This is a genomic window from Achromobacter sp. JD417, assembly GCF_041879325.1.
Classification (GTDB): domain Bacteria; phylum Pseudomonadota; class Gammaproteobacteria; order Burkholderiales; family Burkholderiaceae_B; genus Achromobacter; species Achromobacter mucicolens.
This window is the reverse complement of record NZ_CP087159.1, coordinates 4,091,506-4,113,587: the sequence shown is the minus strand read 5'-3', so window position 1 is coordinate 4,113,587 and position 22,082 is coordinate 4,091,506. Positions and strand designations below refer to the sequence as shown.

The following is a 22,082-nucleotide window of genomic DNA, read 5'->3' as shown; positions in this document are numbered from 1 at the left end:
CGCAACACTTTGTCAGCCAGTTTCCCTTGTCCCGGACATAAAGGATCCTTGTGCGAAAGTCGATGGTCTCGTTGGTATCACGATGCGGCCGGCGCACGCCTGGCACGTATCGGCCTTGCCCAGTTGGGCAGGTTCTTCCTGGATCGGATGTTTCCCGATCGGGCCCTCCTCCCTTTTCCGGCGCCTTCTTCCCTTTGCGCCGCGTCGCGCCCGTAATCCACAAAAAATACGCTGAACCGGCGCACCCGCCGCGCCATTGAGCTGTCCGAGCTGGGCCCTTTCCACCGGTGGGGGGAGAGGGAAGTGGGACCTTGAGTCCGACCGCCTGGGAGTAGGGGATGATGCAAGCGAGCAGCAATGTCCGTCGTGTCGTGTTGTATGCGTTGAGTGCTTGGACGATGGTGTTGGCGGGGTGCGGGGACCGGAACGATGCGGCTGCCGTCCCCCTGGCGCCAGTAAAGGTCTTCGTGATGACCGTGGGGAGCCAGCCGGTCGATCTGAACGTGGATCTGCCGGGCCGGATCGAGCCCATTCGCACGGCCGAAGTGCGCGCGCGCGTGGATGGCATCGTGGAGAAGCTGCTCTACACCGAGGGCAGCGACGTAGAGGCCGGCGACCCGCTGTTCCAGATCGATCCGAGCGACTACAAGGCGCAGCTGGCGCAGGCCAATGCCATGCTGCAGCGCGCGCAGGCCGTGCAGAAGAATGCGCGCTCGGTCACCGATCGATTCCGTCCGCTGGTGCAGCGCCAGGCGGTCAGCGCACAGGAGTACGAGGCGGCGCTCGCCGCTCTGGGCCAGGCGCAGGCCAATGTCGCCGATGCGCAGGCCGCGGTCACGCTGGCACAGTTGCGCCTGGACCGTTGCACGGTCAGGGCGCCCATCGCCGGGCGGGTGGGACGCGCGCTGGTCACCGAGGGGGCGCTGGTCAGCGCATCGGGCGCAACGCTGCTTGCGCAGGTCAACCAGCTTTCGCCGATCAGCGCCACGTTCACCAAATCCAACACCGCCATCATGGACCTGACCGACTACGCGCGCTCGGGCGCGCTGGCCACGGCGGGCAACACATTTCCGGTGCGTCTTATGCTGGCCAATGGCCGCGAGTTCGGCGAAACGGGCGTCGTCGACTTTGCGGACCTGAGCGTGGACCGGACGACCGGCGCTCAGACCATACGCGCCCGCTTTGACAACGCCAAGCGGGAGCTGCTGCCGGGTCAGTTCGTGACCGGGCAGATCCTGGTGGGCGTGCGCAAGGAGGGCATCCTGATCCCCGCGCGGGCCGCGCGGTTGAACGGCGACACGGCCACCGTGTTCGTCATCGGGCCGGGCGACACGGCGGTGCCTAAACAGATCCAGGTCGGCGAGCAGGTCGCCGGCAACTGGCTGGTGCGTAGCGGCCTTGAACCCGGAGAGCGGGTGGTGGTGGACGGCTGGCACAGAATCAGGCCCGGCCAGCAGGTCGATCCAGTCGAACAGCAAGCCGCGAAACCCTGACGGAGCCGGCCATGGGTTCATTCTTCGTGTTGCGGCCGGTATTCGCCTGGGTAGTGGCGCTTTTCGTCCTGTTGTTCGGCCTGATCTCGGTGGTGCTGCTGCCCGTCGAGCAGTACCCGAATATCGCGCCGCCTTCGATCACCATCCAGGCGACCTTCCGGGGTGCCGATACCACCACCATCGATCGCACCGTCACCTCCATCATCGAGGAGGAAATGAACGGGGTCGACAACTTCCTGTACATGGCGTCGGTCAGCCGCGCCAACGGCACGGCGCAGATTACGGTGACGCTGGAGCCGGGCACGGACCTGGACGTGGCGCGCAGCCAGGTGCAGGACCGCCTGAGCCGGGTCGAGCCGCGGCTGCCGCAAGAGGTGCGCCAGTTGGGCGTGGCCGTGACCAAGGCGTCATCCGGCTTTCTGATGCTGCTGGCGTTGCAGTCCGAAAGCGGCAACGTCAGCGCCGTCGAGATGGGCAATTTCGCGTCCAACAATATCTTGAATGAGCTGCGCCGCATCCGTGGCGTGGGCGATGTGCAGCTGTTCGGTTCGTCATACGCCATGCGCATCTGGCTGGACGAGCGCAAGCTGGCGAGTTTTCAGATGTCGGCCAGCGACGCGATGCGCGCGGTGCAGGAGCAGAACGCGCAGACGATCGGCGGTTCGCTGGGCGACCTGCCGCTGGCGCGCGGCGCGGATTTCAACGCGCAGATCGTCGCGCAGAGCCGTTTCTCCACGCCCGAGCAGTTCCGCCAGGTCATCCTGCGTGTGAACAACGACGGCTCGCTCGTGCGGTTGGGCGACGTGGCGCGGGTGGAGCTGGGCAACGAAAGCTACAACTTCCGCCTCAGCGTCAACGGTAAGGAGGCCGCCGGCATCGCCATCCAGCTGGCCAATGACGCGAACGCGCTGGACGTCGCGCGCCAGGTCCGCCAGCGCATGACGGAGCTGGAATCGGTCTTTCCGGCGGGCGTCGGCTGGACGGTGCCGTTCGACACCACGCCCTTCATCACGACCTCGATCAGTTCGGTGCTGGTCACCATGGTGGAGGCGCTGCTGCTGGTCACGGCAATGGTGTTCCTGTTCCTGCAAAGCTGGCGCAGCACGCTGATCCCGACGCTGATCGTCCCGATTGCGCTGATCGGCACCTGCGCGGGCCTGTTCCTGTTTGGCGCATCCATCAACCTGCTGTCGCTGTTTGGCATGGTGGTGGCGATCGGGGTGTTGAACGACGACGCGATCGTGGTGTCCGAGAACGTGGCCCGCATCATGCAGGACGAAAAGCTCTCCGCGCCGGAAGCCACGCGCAAGGCGGTCGGCCAGGTGTGGGGGCCGATCATCGCCAGCACGCTGGTGCTGGTGGCGGTGTTCGTGCCGATGGCGATGTTTCCGGGGTCCAGCGGCGCGATCTACCGCCAGTTCTCCATCACCCTGTCGGTCGCCATCGTCGTGTCCACCGTGCTGGCGCTGTCGCTGGGCGCCGCGTTGTGCGCCACGCTGCTCAAGCTGCCGGACGGCAAACCGCCGAAGGGACGGGTGTCCAAGGCCAAGCAATGGGTGTTCGACAAGTTCAACGCGGGCTTTGACGCCATGACGCGCCAGTACGTGCGTGCGGTCGAGCACATGCTGGTGCGGCCGCTGCGCTGGATGCTGATCTTCCTGGGCGTGTGCGGCCTGACGATCTTTCTGTTCTCGCGCTTGCCGGGCGGCTACCTGCCGCTGGAAGACCAGGGCTATTTCTTTGTGTCGTACACCGGCGCGCCCGGCACCACGGCCGACCAGACCGAGGTGGCCGTGCAACAGGCCGAAAGCCTGCTGCGTGAGCAGCCTGCCGTGCGCAACGTGGCGTCGGTGGTCGGGTTCAACTTCTTCGGCCAGGGGCAGACGGCCGCGCTGTCGTTCGTGGACCTGTACCCGTGGAGCGAGCGCACGGATCGCAGCAAGGCGGTCGATGCGCTGGTCGGGCGCAGCAACCTGGCCTTCCGCCAGATCCCCCAGGCGATGATCTTTGCGCTGAACCCGCCGCCGATCCCGTCGATGGGCAACGCGTCGGGCTTTTCCATGAAGGTGCAGGACCGCACGGCGCAGGGCGGCGCGGGTCTTGCCGCGACGGGCGCGGCGATGATTGCGGCCGCCGCCGCCAGTCCGCTGCTGACCGGCGTGCGGCTGGACGGCATGCCGCCGGGACCGCGGTTGTATGTCGAGATCGACCGCGTGCATGCCCGCGCGCTGGGGTTGCAGGTGGCGCAGGTCAACCAGGCGCTGACGCTGGCGTTCGGGTCGAACTACGTCAACGACTTCCTGCACGATGGTTCGGTGCAGCGGGTGTTCATCCAGGCTGAGGCCGATCAGCGCATGCAGCCGCAGGACATCGCCGCCTTGCAGTTGCCGAACAACCGGGGCGAGATGGTGCCGTTCTCGGCGTTTTCGCGAATGCGCTGGATCGACGGTCCGCAGCAGCTGGAACGCTACAACGGCTTTCCCTCCATCACGATTTCGGGCGAAGCCGCGGCGGGCCGCTCCAGCGGCGTGGCGCTGGCCGAAATGGAGGCCATCGCCGCGCGGGTCCTGCCGCAAGGGATCACCTACGAGTGGACGGGGACGGCGTACGAGGAACAGCAGGCGGGCAACCAGGTGGCGTTGCTGCTGGCCCTGTCGCTGGTCGTGGTGTTCCTGCTGCTGTCCGCGCTGTACGAAAGCTGGTCCGTGCCGGTGTCGGTGCTGCTGATCCTGCCCTTCGGCATCCTGGGCGCCGCCGCATTCACGTTGGGGCGCGGCATGTCGGCGGACATTTACTTCAACATCGGGCTGGTGACCATCATCGGGCTGGCCGCCAAGAACGGCATCCTGATCGTGGAGTTCGCACTCAAGGAGGAGCTTGAGGGCCGCGACCGCAAGGAAGCGGTGGTCGACGCGGCCCGCCAGCGCCTGCGTCCCATCATCATGACCAGCGTCACGTTCGTGCTGGGCATGCTGCCGCTGGTGCTGGCGACCGGCGCGGGCGCCGCCAGCCGGCAGGCGGTGGGCACCAGCGTGATGGGCAGCATGCTGACCGCCACGCTGTTCGGGGTGTTCTTCACGCCACTTTTCTACATGGTGGCGCGGCGCTGGTCCGGTCCCCGGAAAACTGCGCCCAAGCCTGGCGAGAGCGGTCCGGCCAAGGCCGAAGAGCGGGGAGAGAACCCATGACCCCCGCCCGCCTTGCCGCCGCCGCGCTGCTTATCGGTGGGCTGTCCGCGTGCAATTTTGCGCCCGAGCACCGCCGGCCCGAAGTGGCCACGCCCGCCATGTTCCCGGGCGAGGTCCCCCCGGATGCCAAGGCGGCGCAGGACGTGACCTGGGAGCAGTTCTTTGGCGATGCGCAGCTCAAGCGCCTGATTGCACGGTCGCTGGAGCTGAATCAGGACCTGGCAGCGGCCACGGCCCGGATCGAGCAGGCCCGGGCGTTCTACCGCATCGAGCGCGCCAATCAGCTGCCGCAACTGGACGCCGGCGCGGCGGCGTCGCGCAACCAGCAGCCGCTGACCGTGCTGGACCCGGCGCTGGCCGGGTCACGGCAGACCGTGCAATTCAATCAGTTCAACGCGCAGGTGATGGTCTCGTCGTTTGAGCTGGACTTCTGGGGGCGGGTGCGCAATATGACCGCCTCGGCGTTGCAGCAGTACCTGGCGACGGTGGAAGGCCGGCGCGCGTTCCGCCTGTCGCTGATCGCAAACGTGGCCTCGACCTATTACGACGCCCAGGCAGGCGAAGAGGGCATCGCGCTGGCGCAGCGCACGGTGGAGACGCGCAGCTATGCGCTTCGCGTGGCCAAGGACCGCCTGGACGCCGGCGTCACGTCGCGCGTCGACTTCGAGCAGTCCGCCATCCTGCTGACCCAGGCGCAGACCCAGCTTGCCGAATGGCAGCGCGCCACGGCGGGGCATTGGAACCGGCTTTGGGTGCTGGTCGGCGAAGACCTGCAGCACGAGATGGCCCCCGGCCAGCCCATCGAGGCCGCGGGGCAGTTCGATGCGCTTAGCCCCGGATTGCCGTCTTCGCTGCTGGTGGTCAGGCCGGACATCCGGCAGGCAGAGAACCGCCTGCGCAGCGCCAATGCCAACATCGGCGCGGCGCGCGCGGCACTCTTTCCGCGCATTGCGCTGACCGGATCGCTGGGCTACGCGTCCACCGAGCTGTCGGATCTGTTCTCCTCGCCCAGCCAGATCTGGAACATCGGCGCGGGGATCGGGTGGCCGATCTTCGACTACGGGCAGCGGCGGGCGGCGGTGGACCTGGCCACGGCGCAGCGCGACGAGCTGGTCGCCAACTACCGCAAGACGGTGCAGACCGCGTTCAGCGAAGTGGCGACCGCGCTGGAAAACCGCAAGCGCTTCCAGGAACAGGTCACCGCGCAGGAGACGGCGATCCAGGCGCAGCGCCGGCTGGCTGAAACCGCCGAGTTGCGCTACATGAACGGCATCTCCATCTACCTGGAAGTCGTCGACGCAAGGCGCGGCTTGTTCAACGCGGAGCAGCAGATGCTGACGCTGCGGGCCTCGCAATTGCAGAACGGCGTGTCGCTGTACGTGGCGCTGGGTGGCGGGGACGAGCAGCCGGAAGTGGTCATGGCGGACGCGCCGCCTGCGGCGGGCGATCCTGCCGCGGGATCGCCAGCCCCCACGTCCACGCCGGTACTGCCGGCGGGGGCTGGTTCTTCCTCCTCGAGAGCCGCGCAGTGAACACCGGCAAGCCCACCGACGCCGTCCAGCGCCCGCGGTGGCGCCGGCTGCGCAAGGCCTTGTTCATCGTGGCCGGGGTGGCGTTGCTGATCGTCTTCACGCTCATGGGCGTGCGCCTGTACGACATCCAGCAGGGGCCGCCGCTGGCGGCGTGGCACACGTATGTGCCGCAGGAACTGGACGCCGAGCGGCTGGACCGCAGCACCTGGGACGATTACCTGGCGCATGAGGATCAGCTTTTTGCGCTGGTCAGGCAGAACGTGGGCGACAAGCTGCTGCCGGAGGACAAGGTGGACAGCAACCGCTATTTCGCGGACGCGAAGGTGCACCCCGAGCATTTCGCGCATGACTGGAACCGATCGTTCATGCTGCTGCCGGCGGGCGAACCGCGGGGCGTGGCCGTGCTGCTGCATGGCCTGACGGATTCGCCCTACAGCCTGCGCCACGTCGCCGCCCATTACCAATCCGTCGGCTACGTGGCGATCGCCATCCGGATGCCGGGCCACGGCACGGTGCCCGGCGGGCTGACGGACGCGCATTGGGAAGACTGGGCGGCGGCCACGCGCCTGGCCGTGCGCGAAGCGCGCCGCCGCGTGCCGGCGCCCAAACCGCTGCACATGGTGGGCTTTTCAAATGGCGGGGCGTTGGCGCTGATGCACGCGCTGGATGCGCTGGACAATCCCAAGCTCGACAAGCCCGACCGCCTGGTGCTGATCTCGCCGATGGTCGGCATCACGTCGTTCGCGCGCTTCGCGGGATTGGCGGGCCTGCCGGCCATCCTGCCCGCGTTCGCCAAGGCCGCGTGGCTGAGCATCGTGCCGGAGTTCAATCCCTTCAAGTACAACTCGTTCCCGGTCCACGCGGCCCGCCAGTCGTTCGAGCTGACTCAGACGCTGCAGGACAGGCTGGTCGCGCAGCAGCGCGCGGGCGGCCTGGAACGATTGCCGCCCATCATCACGTTCCACTCCGTGCTGGATTTCACCGTCAGCACGCGCGCGCTGATCAACGCGCTGTATGCGCGGCTGCCCGCCAACGGCAGCGACCTGGTGCTGTTCGACCTGAACCGGGCCACCAAGCTTGGGCCGCTGTTCCGGCGCGGTGTCGCCTGGCAACTGGCGGGCACGCTGCCCGGCGAAAAGCGCAACTATCGCCTGACGCTCGTCACCAACGCCAGCCCCACGTCCAGCGCCATGATCGAGCGCGTCATTGAGCCGAACGCCACCGCCGTCGTGGAACGGGCCATCGGCATGGACTATCCGCGCGAGGTCTATTCGCTATCGCACGTGGCGCTGCCGTTCCCGACCGACGACGCGCTGTACGGCACGCATCCGGACAACATCGAAGAATTTGGCATCAGCCTGGGCGCCATGTCCATGCGCGGCGAAGTCGGCGCCTTCGTGATCGGCATGGACACGCTGACCCGGCTGACCTCCAATCCGTTCTATGCCTATCTGGTCAAGCGCGTTGATGGGGTGATACCACGATGACGTCCTTCGCAATGTCCGGCATCTTTGCCCTCCTGCTGCTCGGCCTGCTGTACCTGGCCAGCCCGATCTTCGTGCCGTTGGCGTTTGCGTTGTTCGTCATCTGCCTGGTTGCGCCGCTGCGCCAGTACCTGGGCCGCAGGATGCCGGCGCCGCTGGCCGCGATCCTGGCGCTGGTGGTCACGGTGGTCGTGTCGGTGGTGTTCCTGTCGCTGGCGGCCTGGGGCTTCAGCCTGGTCGCGCAGTGGGTCATGGCCAACGCCGCGCGCTTCCAGCGTCTGTTCACGCTGGAGACCGAAACGCTGCATCCGCACGGCGCGATGGCGATCCAGATGTTCCAGGACAGCTTCAACGTGTCGTGGCTGGTGCGGGCGATCCAGGAGGTGGCGCTGCGCATCAACAGCATGCTGGGCATGATCTTCATCGCCTTTGTCTTCATTGCGCTGGGGCTGTTCGAGCTGGACGAGGCGCCGGGGCGGCTGATCCGCCTGCTGGGAGAAGCCCGGGCGCAGCGCTGGATGGCGATCGGGCGCGAGGTCGCCGCCAAGCTGCGCTGGTACATGGTGATCCGCACGATCGCAAGCGTGCTGACGGGCGTGACGGTCTGGTTGTTTGCGATCTATGCCGGCCTGGAGCTGGCGACCGCCTGGGGCGGGCTCGCCTTCCTGCTCAATTACATCCCCTTCCTCGGGCCGCTGGTGGCGACGGTGTTTCCGGCGTTCTTCGCGTTCGTACAGGTGGGATCGCTGCAGACCAGCATTGCGGTGCTCGTCGTCCTGAACTGCATCCAGATCGTCTACGGCTGCTATCTGGAACCCAGGCTTGCCGGCAGCGCGTTTGCGCTGTCGCCGCTGATGGTGATGTTTGCTGTTTTTTTCTGGGGGTTTGTGTGGGGCATTCCGGGCACGTTCATTGGCGTGCCCCTACTTATCACGATGACCACCGTGTACGGCGCAGGCCGCAGTTCACGCGTTGCCCGCAGCTGAGCCGGCCGGTCCGGGCCACGCCCGGCAAGCTGGCCGACCCGCTCACGTCTTTGCTCAATATTGGAGGTGCATGATGGAAAGCAGTACTCCCAAGAAGCTTGGATTGCTTGCCTTGACCGGCATGGTGGTGGGGTCGATGATCGGCGCCGGGATCTTCTCGCTGCCCAGGACCTTTGGCGGGGCGACGGGCGTCGTCGGCGCGGTGATCGCGTGGATCATCGCGGGGGCGGGCATGTACACGCTGGCGCGCGTGTTTCAGGCGCTGGCCGAGCGCAAACCCGACATGGACGCGGGCGTCTTCGCGTATGCCAAGGCGGGCTTTGGCAACTATATGGGCTTTCTGTCCGCGTTTGGCTACTGGATCGGCAGTTGCATCGGCAACGTGTCGTACTGGGTGCTGATCAAGTCCACGCTCGGCGCCTTCTTTCCCGTTTTCGGCGACGGCAACACCGTCATCGCGATCGCGGTGGCGTCGGTGGGGATCTGGCTGTTTCACTTCATGATCCTGCGCGGCGTGCAGCAGGCGGCGTTCATCAACGCGGTCGTGACGGTCGCCAAGATCATTCCGATCCTGGTGTTCATCGTCGTGCTGTTCGTGGCGTTCAAGGTCGACCTGTTCCGCATCAACTTCTGGGGCGAAATGAGCGGCTACAGCCTGTTCGAGCAGGTGCGCAGAACCATGCTGGTGACCGTCTTCGTCTTTCTGGGGATCGAGGGCGCAAGCGTGTACTCGCGGTTCGCGTCCAAGCGCTCGGACGTGGGGGTGGCCACGCTGATCGGCTTTGTGACGGCGCTGCTGCTGATGGTGCTGGTGTCGCTGCTGCCCTATGCGGTCATGCAGCAGAGCGATATCGCCGGGCTGCGCCAGCCGTCGATGGCCGGCGTGCTGGAATCGGTGGTGGGTCCGTGGGGCGCGGTGTTCGTCAGCGTGGGCCTGTTGATCTCGGTGCTGGGCGCCTATCTGGCCTGGTCGCTGATCTGCGCGGAAGTGATGCACGCGGCTTCCAAGAACGAAGACATGCCGCGCGCGTTCGCCCGCGAGAACAAGAACGGCGTGCCGGTCGTGGCCCTGTGGGTGACCAACATCATCGTGCAGCTGTTCGTCATCAGCACGTACTGGTCGCGCGACGCCTTTGCGCTGATGCTGAGCCTGACCAGCGCGATGTCGTTGATCCCCTACCTGCTGGTCGCCGGCTTCGGCTGGCAGCTTGCCAAGCGCGGCGAGACGTATGTCGACGGCAAGGACCGCAAGCGCGATCTGACGCTTGCCAGCATCGCGGCCGTCTACACCGTGTTCATGATTCTCGCCGGCGGATTGAAGTTCCTGCTGCTGTCGGCGCTGTTGTACGCGCCCGGGTCTGTCCTGTACTTCTGGGCCCGGCGCGAGCAGGGCAGGTCGTTCTTCACAGGTTGGGAGTTGGTCGTATTCATCGTGGCATGCGTCGGAGCTCTGGCCGCCATCGTCGGCCTGATCTACGGCTGGATCGCCATTTAACGTCTGGGAGCTAGTCATGGCTGATACCGAGGAATTTGGAGTCCATTCAGAAGTCGGGCAATTGCGCACGGTGATGGTCTGCGCGCCAGGACGCGCCCACGAAAGATTGACGCCCTCCAATTGCGATGCGTTGCTGTTCGACGACGTCATGTGGGTCGACAACGCCAAGCGGGACCATTTCGACTTCATGACCAAGATGCGGGACCGCGGCGTGGACGTGCTGGAAATGCACAACCTGCTGGCTGAAACGGTCGCGATACCGGAGGCAAAGAAGTGGATCCTGGACAACCAGGTGGTGGCGAACCAGGTCGGGCTGGGATTGCTCGATGAGATCCGCAGCTACCTGGACGGGCTGGCGCCGCGCAAGCTGGCCGAGACGCTGATCGGGGGGCTGTCGACCGACGAGTTTCCCGAGTCGGTGGGCGGCGAACAGCTCATGCTGATCAAGGAGGCCGCGGGCGTCACGGAATACCTGCTGCCGCCGCTGCCCAACACGCTGTACACGCGTGACACGACCTGCTGGATCTACGGCGGCGTGACGCTCAATCCGCTTTACTGGCCCGCGCGGCACGAAGAGACGATCCTGACGTCGTCCATCTACAAGTTCCATCCGCGCTTTGCCGGCAAGGTGAACGTCTGGTGGGGCGACCCCACGGCCGACCACGGGCTGGCCACGCTGGAAGGCGGCGACGTCATGCCGATCGGCAACCGCACGGTGATGATCGGCATGAGCGAACGCACGTCGCGCCAGGCCATCAGCCAGCTGGCGGCCACGCTCTTTGCCAAGAACGCGGCCGACCGGGTGATCGTGGCGGCCATGCCCAAGCTGCGGGCGGCCATGCACCTGGATACCGTGCTGACCTTCGCGGACCGCGACTGCGTGCTGATGTACCCCGACATCGTCAACAACGTCCAGGCGTTCTCCTACCGGCCGGGCAACACCCCGGGCTCGCTGGAGCTGCACAAGGACAAGGGCTCGCTCGTGGATGTGATCGGCGAGGCGCTGGGCGTCAAGAAAATGCGCGTGGTCGAGACCGGCGGCAATGCCTATGTGCGCGAGCGCACGCAGTGGGACAGCGGCGCCAATCTGGTCTGCATCTCGCCCGGGGTGGTGCTGGCCTATGACCGGAACGTCTACACCAACACGCTGCTGCGCAAGGCGGGCATCGAGGTCATCACCTTCGTCGGCGCGGAACTGGGCCGGGGCCGCGGCGGCGGGCATTGCATGACGTGCCCGATCTCGCGGGATGCCGCCTAGCGGGGGATCGGCGCGCGCGGCCGTCCCGGCGGGGGACGGCCGCGCGGGCGGGGCAAGCACTGGGTCTTTTTCAGGAGAAGATCGTGAGCGGGGAAACTGCCAAACTTTCTCGCATGGCGCTTGCCGCCATGGTGGTGGGTTCGATGGTGGGGGCGGGGATCTTTTCGCTGCCCAGCGTGTTTGCGCGCAATACCGGTCCGGTGGGCGGCTTGGTGGCCTGGGCCATCGCCGGCACGGGCATGTTGACGCTGGCGATGGTCTTCCAGTTCCTGGCGCGCCGGCGTCCCGATCTGGATACGGGCATCTTCGCGTACGCGAAGGCCGGCTTCGGGCTGTATCTGGGGTTTCTGGCGGCGCTGGGCTACTGGACGGCCGCGTGCCTGGGCAACGTCAGCTACTTCGTCATCTTCAAGGGAACGCTGGGCGCCGTGCTGCCATTCTTCGGCGACGGCGACACCGTGCCGGCCGTGCTGGTGTCTTCGGTGCTGTTGTGGTCCACCCATTTCCTGATCCTGCGCGGCATCCGTCAGGCCGCCGGCATGAACACGGTCGTCACCATCGCCAAGGTCGTGCCGATCGCGATCTTCATCGTCTTTGCCGCCTTTGCCGTCGACCTGGACGTGCTGCGCGCGAACATCGCCGAGGGGCTCAGCGGTGAAGGCAAGGGCAGTCTTTTCGAGCAGGTGCGCAACACGATGCTGGTCACGGTGTTCGTGTTCCTGGGGGTAGAAGGCGCCAGCGTCTATTCGCGCTATGCCAAGCGGCGCGAGGACGTGGCGGTTGCGACCATTGTGGGTTTTCTGCTGGTGCTGGCGCTGCTGGTGATGGTGACGATGCTGTCGTACGGCGTGCTGCCGCGCGCGGAGATCGCGGCGCTGCGCAACCCGTCCATGGCGGGCGTGTTGCGCGCGGTGGTCGGGCCTTGGGGCAGCATGCTGGTCAGCGTGGGGCTGATGGTGTCGGTGGCGGGCGCCTATCTGGCGTGGATCCTGCTGGCGGCCGAAGTGCTGCGCGCCGCGGCGGGCGCTGGCATCATGCCGTCGTTCCTGGGCCGCGAAAACCGGCACGGCGTGCCGGCAGCCGCGCTCTGGCTCAGCAACGGCATCGTGCAGCTCTTTCTGGTCGTCACGCTCTTTACCGAAGACACCTTCGTGCTGCTCAAGAACATGGCTAGTTCAATGAGCCTGATGCCGTATTTCTTTGTGGCCGCGTTTGGGCTGATGCTGACCGTGCGCGGTGAAACCTACAACGGCTGGAGTGGGCGGCGCAAGGTCGAGCTGGCGCTGGCGGCGGCCGCCACGGTCTATGCGGCCGGGCTGGTGTATGCGGGCGGCTTCCGGTATTTCGTCCTGTCTTGCGTCATCTATGCGCCTGGCACCATCCTCTTTCTGATCTCCCGCCGGGAGCAGCGCGGCAACATCTTTGCCCCGTACGAATGGCCGATCCTGATTCTGGTGCTGGTGTCGTGCGGCATCGGCGTGTGGGCGATCAGCACGGGCAACACGGCGTTCTAGGGACGCGCGAAGGAGCCGCACGGCAATGGTCAGCGAACTGGCAATCGTCCTCACCATCCTCTGCGCGGCTGTCGTGCTGTTTGTCATCGGGCGGCCCCGGTCCGATGCCGTGGCGCTGCTGGTCATGCTGCTGCTGCCCCTGAGCGGCACGGTGACCTACCGCGAGGCGCTGGACGGATTCTCCAATCCCAACATCATCCTGATCGCCTGCCTGTTCGTCGTGGGCGAGGGGCTGGTGCGCACGGGCGTCGCGCAGGCCGTGGGCGACCTGCTGCTGCGGCATGGCGGCAAGAGCGAGGGATGGCTGGTGCTGCTGGTGATGGGGGCCGTCGGCTCGATGGGCGCGGTGATGAGCTCCACGGCCGTGGTCGCCATCTTCATTCCCATCGTCCTGCGGATCGCGCGCAAGTCCGGCATGGCCAGCCGCCGGATCCTGATGCCGATGGGGGCGGCGGCAGCCATGAGCGGCATGCTGACGCTGGTGGCGACCACGCCGAACCTGGTGCTCAACAGCGCGCTGGGCTATGCGGGCTACGAGGGCTTTCGCTTCTTTGACTTCACGCCGATCGGCATTGTCGTCCTGGCCGGCGGCATCGCCTACATGCTGTTTGCGCGCAATCTGATCGACGCGGGCCAGGGGCCGCGCGCCGCGAACCGGCCTAGCTTCGGCGACTGGGCCGCCAAGTATTCCCTGCAGAATCGGGCCTGCCGCCTGCTGGTGCAGGACGACTCCGATCTGGCCGGGCGTCAGCTTGGCATGTGGGCGGGCGAACTGGGCAAGGCGGCGTTCGTCATCGCGATCGAGCGGCACTCGCGCTTCGCCCGGGCCGTGATGCGCCCCACGGCGGACGACGTGCTGGAAGCGGGCGACATCCTGTTGCTGGACATGGATGCCGAGGGTTTCGACATCGACGGATTCTGCGCCCGGCATCAGGTCAAGCGGCTGGCGATGTCCGGGGTGTACTTCACCGATCAGGCGCGCGACGTGGGCATGGTGGAGGTCATCATCCCCTCGGAGTCGCGGCTAGAGGGCGCGAATGCCCGCGAGTCCGTAGTGCTGGCGCGGCACGGGCTCTTTGTTGTCGGCCTGTGGCGCGGCAAGGAGGCCATGCGCGACCTGCCGAATGTGAAGATGCGCGTGGGCGACACGCTACTGGTGGTCGGCCCGTGGACAGGCATTTTCTCGCTTCAGGCCGAAGAGCACGATCTGGTCAGCCTGGCCATGCCGGTCGAAGCCGATTCGCTGGTGCCGGTGCCCAATCGCGCCCTTCACGCGCTGTTCTCGCTGGCGACGGTCGTGTTCCTGATGCTGACCGACTGGGTGCCCAACGTGATGGCGGGTCTGATAGGCGGCCTGATGATGGGCCTGTTCGGCTGCGTGACGCTGGACGTGGCGTACCGGTCGATCAACTGGCGCGCGCTGATCCTGATCGTGGGCATGCTGCCTTTTGCGCTGGCGCTCAAGCGCAGCGGCGGCGTCGATATGGCCGCGCAGTTCCTGCTGCACTATTCGGGCGACTGGGGCATCTACGGACAGCTGGCGCTGGTGTTCGTGGCGACCGTCACGTTGGGCGTGGTGGTGTCGGGCACGGCCACTGCCGTGCTGATGGGCCCCGTGGCGATCAGCATCGCCGAAAGCCTGCATGCTTCGCCCTACGCGTTTGCGATGACGGTGGCCATCGCGTCGTCCGCGGCGTTCATGTCGCCGGTGTCCACGCCTTCCAATGCGCTGGTCAGCGTGGCGGGGGGCTTTGGCTTTGCCGACTATCTGAAGATCGGAACGCCATTGACATTGTTTTCCCTGGTGGTCAGCGTGCTGCTGATCCCGATCCTGTTTCCGTCCTGAGGGCGGATGACTTACTCAGAGGCGCGATCATGGTTGTCAGGACTGGTATTGCATTCACGGCGGCATTGCTGATTTTCGGGGCTGGGTCGGCGCATTCCCATTCCTTGCCCACGGCCCAGGCGGCGCCGCCGCCGGGCGCGCAGGCCGCGGCGGATTCCCGGATCCTCTTCGAAAATGTCCGCATCTTCGACGGCGTGTCGGGCGAGCTGAGTCCGGCGAGCAGCGTGCTGGTCCACGGCAACGTCATCGAGAAGGTGTCGCGCGACAAGGTGCCGGCCGACGGCGCGCGGGTCATCGACGGCGGTGGGCGCACGCTGATGCCGGGGCTGATCGACATGCACTGGCACAGCATGTTCGTCGGCGTGCCGCTGGCCGTGGCGATGACCCAGGATCCGACCTACCTGAACATTGTCGCGGGCGTGGAGGCGGGCAAGACGCTGATGCGCGGCTTCACCACGGTGCGGGACCTGGGCGGCTCGGCTTTCAGTTTGAAGCAGGCGGTGGACCAGGGCGTGATCCCGGGGCCGCGCATTTATCCGTCCGGCGCGATGATCAGCGTGACCAGCGGGCATGGCGATTTCCGTTCGATGGCGGACCTGCCGCGCACGCTAGGGGCGCCCGCGTCGCGGCACGATCTGGCCGGCGACAGCACCATTGCCGACAGCCCGGACGAGGTGCGCCTGCGCACGCGCGAGCAACTCATGCAGGGCGCGACGCAGATCAAGCTGACCGGCGGCGGAGGCGTGTCGTCGCCGCACAGCCCGCTGGACGTCGTGACGTTCACCGAGCCCGAGCTTCGCGCGGCGGTGGAGGCCGCGACGGATTGGGGCACCTACGTGGCGGTGCACGCCTACACGCCCACCGCCATCCAGCGGGCCATCAAGGCGGGCGTGCAGAGCATCGAGCACGGCAGCATGATGGATGAGGAAACGGCGCAGCTGATGGCCCGATCGGGCGTATGGCTTAGCACGCAGCCCTTTCCGGACGAACTGGCAGACGCCTTTCCCCGCGGCTCGGACCAATGGCAAAAAGCGCAGGAGGTCTTTGCCGGCACCGACCGGACCTATCAGTTGGCGATCAAGTACAAACTGAAGACGGCGTTCGGCACCGACATCCTTTTTTCCAGCCAGCTGGCGGCGCAGCAGGGCAGGATCCTCGCCAGCCTCACGCGGTGGTACACGCCGGCACAGACGCTCATGATGGCGACCGGCACGAACGCCGAATTGCTCAAGTTGTCGGGCAAGCGCAATCCTTACCGCGGCGACCTTGGCGTGGTGCGCGAGGGGGCGCTTGCCGATCTGCTGCTGGTCGATGGCAACCCCATTGAAGACATCTCGCTGATCGGTGACCCGGAGAAAAACTTCCTGGTCATCATGAAGGACGGGGTGCTCTACAAGGACACCGTGCCGGTACGCTGAGCGTTTCAGGCGGGCGGCGCGGGCATGATGCCCCACGGCGCGCGCCGTTATCGGCGCGGCGCGCCGCCGTCAGAAGGTGCCGACGGTCACCAGCTGGTCCGACGCGAACATGGCGGCCGGCGAGATGATGGGTTCTTCCCAGGGAATGCGCTTGCCGTAGCGTTCCTGCATCTTGGCCTGCACGGCGGGCGAGGCCAGATCGAAGCTTTTCAGCGGGGCCAGCGCGCCAATCTGCACGCCGAGGACGCGCTCGTAGATCTTCCAGACCAGTTCGGAGCAATAGATCTGGTCGTCCGACCAGGCGAACACCAGATCGTAGGGCTTGCCCACATAGGCGGCGCCCGCCTTGGCCAGGCGGGCGCGCGCGTCGGGCGTGAGCTGCGATGCGTCGCGCAGCCGCTTGACGACGTAATGGCCGCGCTCGCCTTGCGCGATCCATTGCGAGAGGGGGGTGTAGCTGACGCGCGCCGCGGCCTCGAGCACGTAGGCCTGGCCTTGGCGCGTCACGATCATGCCCATGTGGCTATAGGGCGAATGCGTGGCCTGTTGGATGGCCAGGCTTTGCGCCGATCGCGACTGCTGGAAAACCATGTCGCCCGTCTGCAGGTCGGGCGTTGCGGCGGCGGCCATGGACAGCGCGCAAAGCGCTGCCCCGGCGGCCGCACAGACCTTTGCCGCCAGCCTCACGGGCGAGCCCGTCCTGTCGCAGGCGTCTGCTTTTTGGCGCGCGGTTTGGCCGCGGGCTTTTCTTCCTTGGGCGGCGTGTCGAACTCTTGTTTGTTGCGCTCGCCGCGTGGCGTGTTTTCGGGGTGGGGTTTGGGAAATGCCCAGGGCTTTGTTTTCTGATCCATTGCATGTACTCCTTGCACAGGCGGAACAGTAGCATTAGCCGTGGTCCCTGGGTAAGTGAGGGTTGACGTCAATATTCATCACATCGTGATATGCAGCGGAAAATGGTCACCCGCGCATCACGGCGTTTTGGGAATTTCCGCGACCCAGATGCGGTCGAACTGCTCGCGAACCCGGCGCGCCCAGTCGTCGATGGCGCCTTGCACGTCGGCCGCCGTGGGCTTGCGGCTCTCGGGCAGGTTGCTGCCCGTGACGGCGCCCATCGAGGCGATCAGCAACTGGTTGGTGGTGGCATCGCGCGCCGAGGCTTCGATCAACAGCCGCGCCGATTGATCGCGCAGGCCCGCGGCCTTGGCCGTCTGGCCCAGTACGTAGCCGATCGGCACGTATTCGCCCGGGCGCGGATCGCGATCGTTGCGGAAGGTGCCCGTGATGGCGGCCCGCAGCCGCACCGAGCGCGGCGCGGGCGCCGATATCAGCTGATAGCCGGCCTGCGAAAACTCCCGGCGCAAGGCGGCGTTCATGTAGTCCAGCACGCGCTGCCGCAGTTCGGCATTGTCGCGAAAGTCCAACTCGTCAGGCCGGTCGCCGGGAATGTAGGTCACATTCTCCAAGAGCAGCTTCTTGTCGAACTGGCTGCCGATCGGCGGCCCCGGCCGGACCCAGATGCGGCCGCCGCTCCAGTTCGGGTCCTGCTGGAGCTGGCTTTGGGGTTCGCCAAGCGCGGTGGAATAGTCTTTGGCCTTGGGCAGATTGGTGCAGCCGGCCAGTCCGATGAGTGCGCAGCAGGCCGCGCACAGTGCGAGGTTGGGCTTCATGGGGGGGTTCCTTTTCAGGCAACGGCGTCCGCGGCGGCGGACTCACGACCGGCAGGATTCATGCTGGCAATTATCTGCCCGAAACTCGCGCTGCCGCGGCTATTTTTTTGGCTGCGGGCATCGGCTGCGCGCCTGGCCGCATCATCCTTCTGGCCATGCGAAAACGCTGTCTTGCAGGCTGTGGCCAGCGCTACGATGGGCATGTGCACATAGAAGGAGACATCTATGGACACCGCCAACGAATGGTATGCCGCCGTCAAGGAATGGCAGCGGGCCCGCGATGAACTGACCGAAGCGATCGCCGCGATCCAGTGGCCCAGTCCCACGCCCGGCTGCCTGCAAAACTACGACCGCGCCTTTGCGCATGAAACCGAGGCCCGCGAACGCATGAACGCCGCTTACGCGCGATCCCGACGATAGCAGCGAGACGCATTGGCGGCGCCAGCTGGCGCACGAGGTGCTTGGCTCCATGAAACGCGGAAGGTGTGGCTCTTTCAGTGGGGCCACGCGCGCGGTATGTTGTCGCTTTCCCGACCTTTTCATCGCGCCGCCATCATGTACCTGCCGTCCGCCTTTCGCGAAGATTCGCTGGATATCCAGCACGAGTTCATCCGCGCCCACCCGCTGGGCGTCGTCTGCACCAGCGGCGACGGCGGGCTGATGGCCAATCACATTCCCTGTCTGCTTTATCCCGAAGGCCCGCATGGCGTCCTGCGCCTGCACGTGGCGCGCGCCAATCCGCAGCTTGCCGAGCTGGCTTCGGGACGCGAGTGCCTGGTGGCCTTCCACGGCGCGCAGGCCTACATCACGCCGTCCTGGTACGCGACCAAGGCGGAGACGCACAAGGTAGTGCCCACCTGGAATTTCGTGGCTGTCCACGTGTGGGGCACGCCTGTCATCCAGGACGATCCGGCGTGGCTGCGCGCCCAGCTGGAGGCGCTGACCGACAGCCAGGAGCGTGCACGCGCCCAGCCGTGGCGCGTGCACGAGGCGCCCGCCGATTTCATCGCCGCGCAGATGCGCGCCATCATCGGCGTGGAAATCCCCATCGCGCGCATCGAAGGCAAGTGGAAGGTCAGCCAGAACCGCAACGCGGCCGATCGCGAGGGCGTGGCCGAGGGGCTGGTCAACGAACGCGGCGACGCGGTCATGGCCGGCCTGGTGGCGCGGCGCGGCGGCGGCGCCTGAGGCGTCAGGGCACGCCGCGCCTGGCGTGGGCGCCACGACCCGCGGCAAAGCACAGGATGGCGGCCAGCTGCAATACGGCGGCGGCGGCCAGGAAACCCGGCAGCGCCAGCCCCGTCAGCTGCAACAGGGTCCGCAGCGCCCCGAAGGCTGCCGGCGCAAAGGCATAGGCGCCTTGCGACAGCGCCACGATCAGGGGCACCACCCGCGCCGCATCCTCGCGCGCGAATTCCGCCTGCGCGATCAGGGGCGGCAGGGACGTGGCGTTGCCGATGCCCGACCCGAACAGCACCACGCCCGCCCACACCGCCCACGTGTGGTCCCCGGCCAACATCAGTATCAGCGACCCGGCGATCTGCACGGCATAGGCCGCGCAGGCGATCCGGCGGCGGTCGGCCGCCGGAGGCATCAGCCAGCCGACGAGCGAGCGTCCGGCGATGGCGCTGGCGGTGGCAAGTCCCATTGCCAGTCCCGCCGTCTGCGCGCCCAGCAGCGGCGCCAGCAGCGACAGCAGGTGCGCGATCAGGCCGATCTGGGCGAACAGGCCCAGCGCCATGCCGGCGGCCAGCGTCACGAACGCGCGGTCGCGGCGCAGCGGGCCGGCGGCCGCCGGCGCGGTCTGGGTGGCGGCGGGCGGCTTGCCCCCCGCGTCGCCGTCCGGGGCTTGGCCAAGCTGTCGCGGCGTCACCGAAAACACCTTGCGCGACAGCACGCCGATCACAACGACCATCACCAGCCCGACCCATAACGCCGCCTGCGCAAAGCCGGCGTGCGCGATCAGGAACACCCATAGCGGTGAAAAGACGACGCCGCCGACGCTGGCGCCGTTGTAGGCCATGCCCAGGGCGGCCGGACGCCGCAGCACGAACCAGGGGGCGATCAGGGCGTTGACGGCGGCGGCGCCCAACGTCACCCAGCCCATCCCGCTGCACGCCGCGGCGGCATACAGTTGCGCGGGCGTCTGCGCCACCGCCCATCCGGCCACGCCCACGGCCAGCAGCGCCGCGCCGCCGGCGGTCGTGCGGGCGACGCCGATGCGGCGGTAAAGGCGTGGCAGGTTGGCCACCACCACCGTGCCGGCCATAAAGTGCAGCGTGACCGCGCCCGATACCAGTGCGACGCTCCAGCCGGTGCGCTGGACGACGGCGTGCAGGAACACCGGCGGACCGTAAAAGCCCACGCCCCAACCGAAGACGGCGAGCACGAAGGTGGCGCAAAGGACTTTCCAGCCAAAAAAGGGAGGGGAGGCGGACATGGTCTGGGCGGGAATGCGAGTTTCGATGCGGCGAAGTATGCTTACGGCCTACACACAACACTTTGGCCGATATCGAATCATGGATTCCGAGTTCGCCGACATCAACCTGTCCGCCGTGGCAGGCGCCATCGCCGATCCCGCGCGCGCACGCATGCTGTGCCTGTTGCTGGACGGCCGCGCGCGCACCGCCACGGAACTGGCCGCGGCCGCCGACATCGGCGCGTCCACGGCCAGCAGCCATTTCCAACGCCTGCGCGATCAGGGCCTGGTGGAAATGGCCGTGCAGGGCAAGCACCGCTACTACCGCCTGGCCAGCGGCGATGTCGGCCACGCGCTGGAGGCGCTGCTGGTGGTGGCGGGCGCCGAGCGCGCGCCGTTCAAGCCGACCACGCCGTCCGCGCTGCGCGACAGCCGCACCTGCTACGACCACATGGCCGGCACGCTGGCCGTGCGCATCCACGACGCGATGCTGGGCCGGCATTGGCTGACGCCGGACGGGCGCGACTATGTGCTCACGCCGCTGGGCGAAGCGTCGCTCGCGCAAGTGGGCGTCGACGTGGCCCAGGCGCGCCAGCGCCGCCGCCGCTTCGCCTGCGCTTGCCTGGACTGGAGCGAACGGCGTTCCCATCTGGGCGGCGCCTTGGGCGCGGCGCTGCTCGATGCGCTGCTCGCGCGCGGCTGGGTCGCAAAGGACCTGGACTCGCGCGCATTGCGCGTCACGGCCAAGGGCGAGCGGCAATTCCCGGCATTTTTTGGCTTGGCGGGCGACCAGCCCGCAGCCCAAAGGGACGCGCATGCAGCCGCGTGATCGATTCCTTGCCTGGCCCCATTCACCGCCCTGACCGGCGGTGCACCCGCACACAACTTTTCAAGCCGCGGATGCGGCTTTTTTTACGTCTCCCGTCCCTCGTGGACTGTTCTTCAACCCTGTACAGGAGGTGGCCTTGCCTACGCTGGCCTTGCACGCGTTCCGTCACGTCATGTCGATCGTGACGGAATTGCGCATCGACGTTAACCATAGTCCCCAAGAAGTGGACAAGGAGCTCGATGCCATCCACAACCGCATGAATCGTCCGATGGACCGCCTGCACGGATTGCCGGAGGTCAAGACCGACATTCCTGGCATCGTGCTTCGCTATCGCGAGGCCGACGGCGAGTATTACGTGTATGTGGTGGACGTGCGGCGGGACCGGCTGGCGGGCTATACGGTGTTCAACCGGCTGATCGAAGTGGGCCGGCGCGCCGATCCCTACGTGCGCGCGCCGCATTCGAAGTACGCAGCGCCCTACCAAGGCATGGGCCTGGCCACCGCGGTGTACCGGTGGGCGCTGGACGCGGGCTTGTGCATTCTTAGCGGCGCCCGCCAGTCCGTCGGTGCGCACCGCCTGTGGATGGGACTGTCGCGTCACTACGCGCTGGGTTACGTGGACCTGCGCTGCAAGCAGCTCACTTATCTGGGGCGCGAGGTGACGCCCCGCGTGCGCGATGACCTGCATACCCGCATGATCCTGCTCGGCAAGGGCTGGCGGTTGGACGACTACATGCGCGTGACAGGGATGAATATGTCCGAGGATGCGCTTTCGCAACAGACCCTAGGGTAATCCCCGGGAATTGGCGGCGGGCACCGGCGCGTGCAGCGCCGGCGCCGGCTCGCAAGCCGCGCCGGCGCTACCTTTCAGGCATGAAAGCGGATGCGCTTCTCAACATTTGAGAAACGGGGACGCGCCTGCGTTGGCGCAACAGTGTTTCTATTTTCTGCTT

General features: G+C 66.8%; 18 protein-coding genes. 14 read left to right on the top strand and 4 right to left on the bottom strand.

Features of this window, described 5'->3' with window-relative positions; translation table 11 throughout:
* Positions 1 to 338: 338 nt before the first annotated feature.
* The 10 genes from LN047_RS18945 to LN047_RS18900 all read left to right on the top strand — a co-directional run bounded on the left by LN047_RS18945 (position 339) and on the right by LN047_RS18900 (position 16,214).
* On the top strand, positions 339 to 1,493 hold the full coding sequence (locus tag LN047_RS18945; protein ID WP_180100516.1) for an efflux RND transporter periplasmic adaptor subunit: 1,155 nt from the start codon (positions 339 to 341) through the stop codon (positions 1,491 to 1,493).
* Between the two features lie 11 nt (positions 1,494 to 1,504).
* The gene (locus LN047_RS18940; RefSeq protein ID WP_373979860.1) at positions 1,505 to 4,681 is read left to right on the top strand and encodes a multidrug efflux RND transporter permease subunit; all 3,177 of its coding nucleotides are present in this window, start codon (positions 1,505 to 1,507) and stop codon (positions 4,679 to 4,681) included.
* On the top strand, positions 4,678 to 6,213 hold the full coding sequence (locus tag LN047_RS18935; protein WP_373979859.1) for an efflux transporter outer membrane subunit: 1,536 nt from the start codon (positions 4,678 to 4,680) through the stop codon (positions 6,211 to 6,213). Before LN047_RS18940 ends, LN047_RS18935 begins: the two co-directional genes overlap by 4 nt.
* A complete protein-coding gene (locus LN047_RS18930; protein WP_373979858.1) occupies positions 6,210 to 7,700 on the top strand; it encodes an alpha/beta hydrolase in 1,491 nt (496 codons plus the stop codon). The genes LN047_RS18935 and LN047_RS18930 overlap by 4 nt, the downstream gene beginning before the upstream one ends.
* Positions 7,697 to 8,683: an AI-2E family transporter gene (locus LN047_RS18925; protein WP_062842123.1), complete on the top strand. Its 987-nt coding sequence runs from the start codon at positions 7,697 to 7,699 to the stop codon at positions 8,681 to 8,683. The genes LN047_RS18930 and LN047_RS18925 overlap by 4 nt, the downstream gene beginning before the upstream one ends.
* A 73-nt stretch (positions 8,684 to 8,756) precedes the next feature.
* On the top strand, positions 8,757 to 10,178 hold the full coding sequence (locus tag LN047_RS18920; protein WP_226846414.1) for a basic amino acid/polyamine antiporter: 1,422 nt from the start codon (positions 8,757 to 8,759) through the stop codon (positions 10,176 to 10,178).
* Between the two features lie 16 nt (positions 10,179 to 10,194).
* Complete coding sequence (gene arcA, locus LN047_RS18915; RefSeq protein WP_056323362.1) at positions 10,195 to 11,436, top strand: arginine deiminase; 1,242 nt, start codon at positions 10,195 to 10,197, stop codon at positions 11,434 to 11,436.
* 83 nt (positions 11,437 to 11,519) lie between these two features.
* Positions 11,520 to 12,950, top strand: a complete 1,431-nt coding sequence (locus LN047_RS18910; RefSeq protein ID WP_373979857.1) for a basic amino acid/polyamine antiporter — start codon at positions 11,520 to 11,522, stop codon at positions 12,948 to 12,950.
* Between the two features lie 25 nt (positions 12,951 to 12,975).
* Complete coding sequence (locus LN047_RS18905) at positions 12,976 to 14,796, top strand: SLC13 family permease (RefSeq protein ID WP_373979856.1); 1,821 nt, start codon at positions 12,976 to 12,978, stop codon at positions 14,794 to 14,796.
* 29 nt (positions 14,797 to 14,825) lie between these two features.
* On the top strand, positions 14,826 to 16,214 hold the full coding sequence (locus LN047_RS18900; RefSeq protein ID WP_373979855.1) for an amidohydrolase family protein: 1,389 nt from the start codon (positions 14,826 to 14,828) through the stop codon (positions 16,212 to 16,214).
* Positions 16,215 to 16,283: 69 nt separating this feature from the next.
* Here LN047_RS18900 and LN047_RS18895 read toward each other — a convergent pair whose 3' ends face one another.
* From LN047_RS18895 to LN047_RS18885, 3 genes are all read right to left on the bottom strand, one after another.
* Complete coding sequence (locus LN047_RS18895) at positions 16,284 to 16,901, bottom strand: YiiX family permuted papain-like enzyme (protein ID WP_255357265.1); 618 nt, start codon at positions 16,899 to 16,901, stop codon at positions 16,284 to 16,286.
* Complete coding sequence (locus LN047_RS18890; protein WP_174245436.1) at positions 16,898 to 17,065, bottom strand: hypothetical protein; 168 nt, start codon at positions 17,063 to 17,065, stop codon at positions 16,898 to 16,900. The genes LN047_RS18895 and LN047_RS18890 overlap by 4 nt, the downstream gene beginning before the upstream one ends.
* Positions 17,066 to 17,182: 117 nt before the next feature.
* On the bottom strand, positions 17,183 to 17,881 hold the full coding sequence (locus tag LN047_RS18885; RefSeq protein ID WP_180100511.1) for a DUF3313 domain-containing protein: 699 nt from the start codon (positions 17,879 to 17,881) through the stop codon (positions 17,183 to 17,185).
* A gap of 225 nt (positions 17,882 to 18,106) precedes the next feature.
* On the opposite strand from LN047_RS18885, the gene LN047_RS18880 reads away from it, so the two are divergent.
* Positions 18,107 to 18,301 (top strand): hypothetical protein, encoded by a 195-nt coding sequence (locus tag LN047_RS18880; RefSeq protein WP_062842115.1) that lies wholly within the window; start codon positions 18,107 to 18,109, stop codon positions 18,299 to 18,301.
* 135 nt (positions 18,302 to 18,436) lie between these two features.
* On the top strand, positions 18,437 to 19,069 hold the full coding sequence (locus tag LN047_RS18875) for an FMN-binding negative transcriptional regulator (protein ID WP_373982156.1): 633 nt from the start codon (positions 18,437 to 18,439) through the stop codon (positions 19,067 to 19,069).
* Positions 19,070 to 19,073: 4 nt separating this feature from the next.
* On the opposite strand, the gene LN047_RS18870 is transcribed toward LN047_RS18875, so the two are convergent.
* A complete protein-coding gene (locus LN047_RS18870; protein ID WP_373979854.1) occupies positions 19,074 to 20,321 on the bottom strand; it encodes an MFS transporter in 1,248 nt (415 codons plus the stop codon).
* Positions 20,322 to 20,400: 79 nt separating this feature from the next.
* Between LN047_RS18870 and LN047_RS18865 the strand changes: the two genes are divergently transcribed.
* Both LN047_RS18865 and LN047_RS18860 read left to right on the top strand, forming a co-directional pair.
* The gene (locus LN047_RS18865; RefSeq protein ID WP_373979853.1) at positions 20,401 to 21,129 is read left to right on the top strand and encodes an ArsR/SmtB family transcription factor; all 729 of its coding nucleotides are present in this window, start codon (positions 20,401 to 20,403) and stop codon (positions 21,127 to 21,129) included.
* 136 nt (positions 21,130 to 21,265) lie between these two features.
* A complete protein-coding gene (locus LN047_RS18860) occupies positions 21,266 to 21,922 on the top strand; it encodes an N-acetyltransferase (RefSeq protein WP_373979852.1) in 657 nt (218 codons plus the stop codon).
* Positions 21,923 to 22,082: the final 160 nt, after the last annotated feature.

Coding starts and splice junctions, on each gene's coding strand:
- LN047_RS18935 (WP_373979859.1), top strand. CDS start 4,678: ATGACCCCCGCCCGCCTTGCCGCCGCCGCGCTGCTTATCGGTGGGCTG.
- LN047_RS18900 (WP_373979855.1), top strand. CDS start 14,826: ATGGTTGTCAGGACTGGTATTGCATTCACGGCGGCATTGCTGATTTTC.
- LN047_RS18865 (WP_373979853.1), top strand. CDS start 20,401: ATGGATTCCGAGTTCGCCGACATCAACCTGTCCGCCGTGGCAGGCGCC.
- LN047_RS18945 (WP_180100516.1), top strand. CDS start 339: ATGATGCAAGCGAGCAGCAATGTCCGTCGTGTCGTGTTGTATGCGTTG.
- LN047_RS18920 (WP_226846414.1), top strand. CDS start 8,757: ATGGAAAGCAGTACTCCCAAGAAGCTTGGATTGCTTGCCTTGACCGGC.
- LN047_RS18925 (WP_062842123.1), top strand. CDS start 7,697: ATGACGTCCTTCGCAATGTCCGGCATCTTTGCCCTCCTGCTGCTCGGC.
- LN047_RS18940 (WP_373979860.1), top strand. CDS start 1,505: ATGGGTTCATTCTTCGTGTTGCGGCCGGTATTCGCCTGGGTAGTGGCG.
- LN047_RS18890 (WP_174245436.1), bottom strand. CDS start 17,065: ATGGATCAGAAAACAAAGCCCTGGGCATTTCCCAAACCCCACCCCGAA.
- LN047_RS18880 (WP_062842115.1), top strand. CDS start 18,107: ATGGACACCGCCAACGAATGGTATGCCGCCGTCAAGGAATGGCAGCGG.
- LN047_RS18875 (WP_373982156.1), top strand. CDS start 18,437: ATGTACCTGCCGTCCGCCTTTCGCGAAGATTCGCTGGATATCCAGCAC.
- LN047_RS18905 (WP_373979856.1), top strand. CDS start 12,976: ATGGTCAGCGAACTGGCAATCGTCCTCACCATCCTCTGCGCGGCTGTC.
- LN047_RS18870 (WP_373979854.1), bottom strand. CDS start 20,321: ATGTCCGCCTCCCCTCCCTTTTTTGGCTGGAAAGTCCTTTGCGCCACC.
- LN047_RS18885 (WP_180100511.1), bottom strand. CDS start 17,881: ATGAAGCCCAACCTCGCACTGTGCGCGGCCTGCTGCGCACTCATCGGA.
- arcA (WP_056323362.1), top strand. CDS start 10,195: ATGGCTGATACCGAGGAATTTGGAGTCCATTCAGAAGTCGGGCAATTG.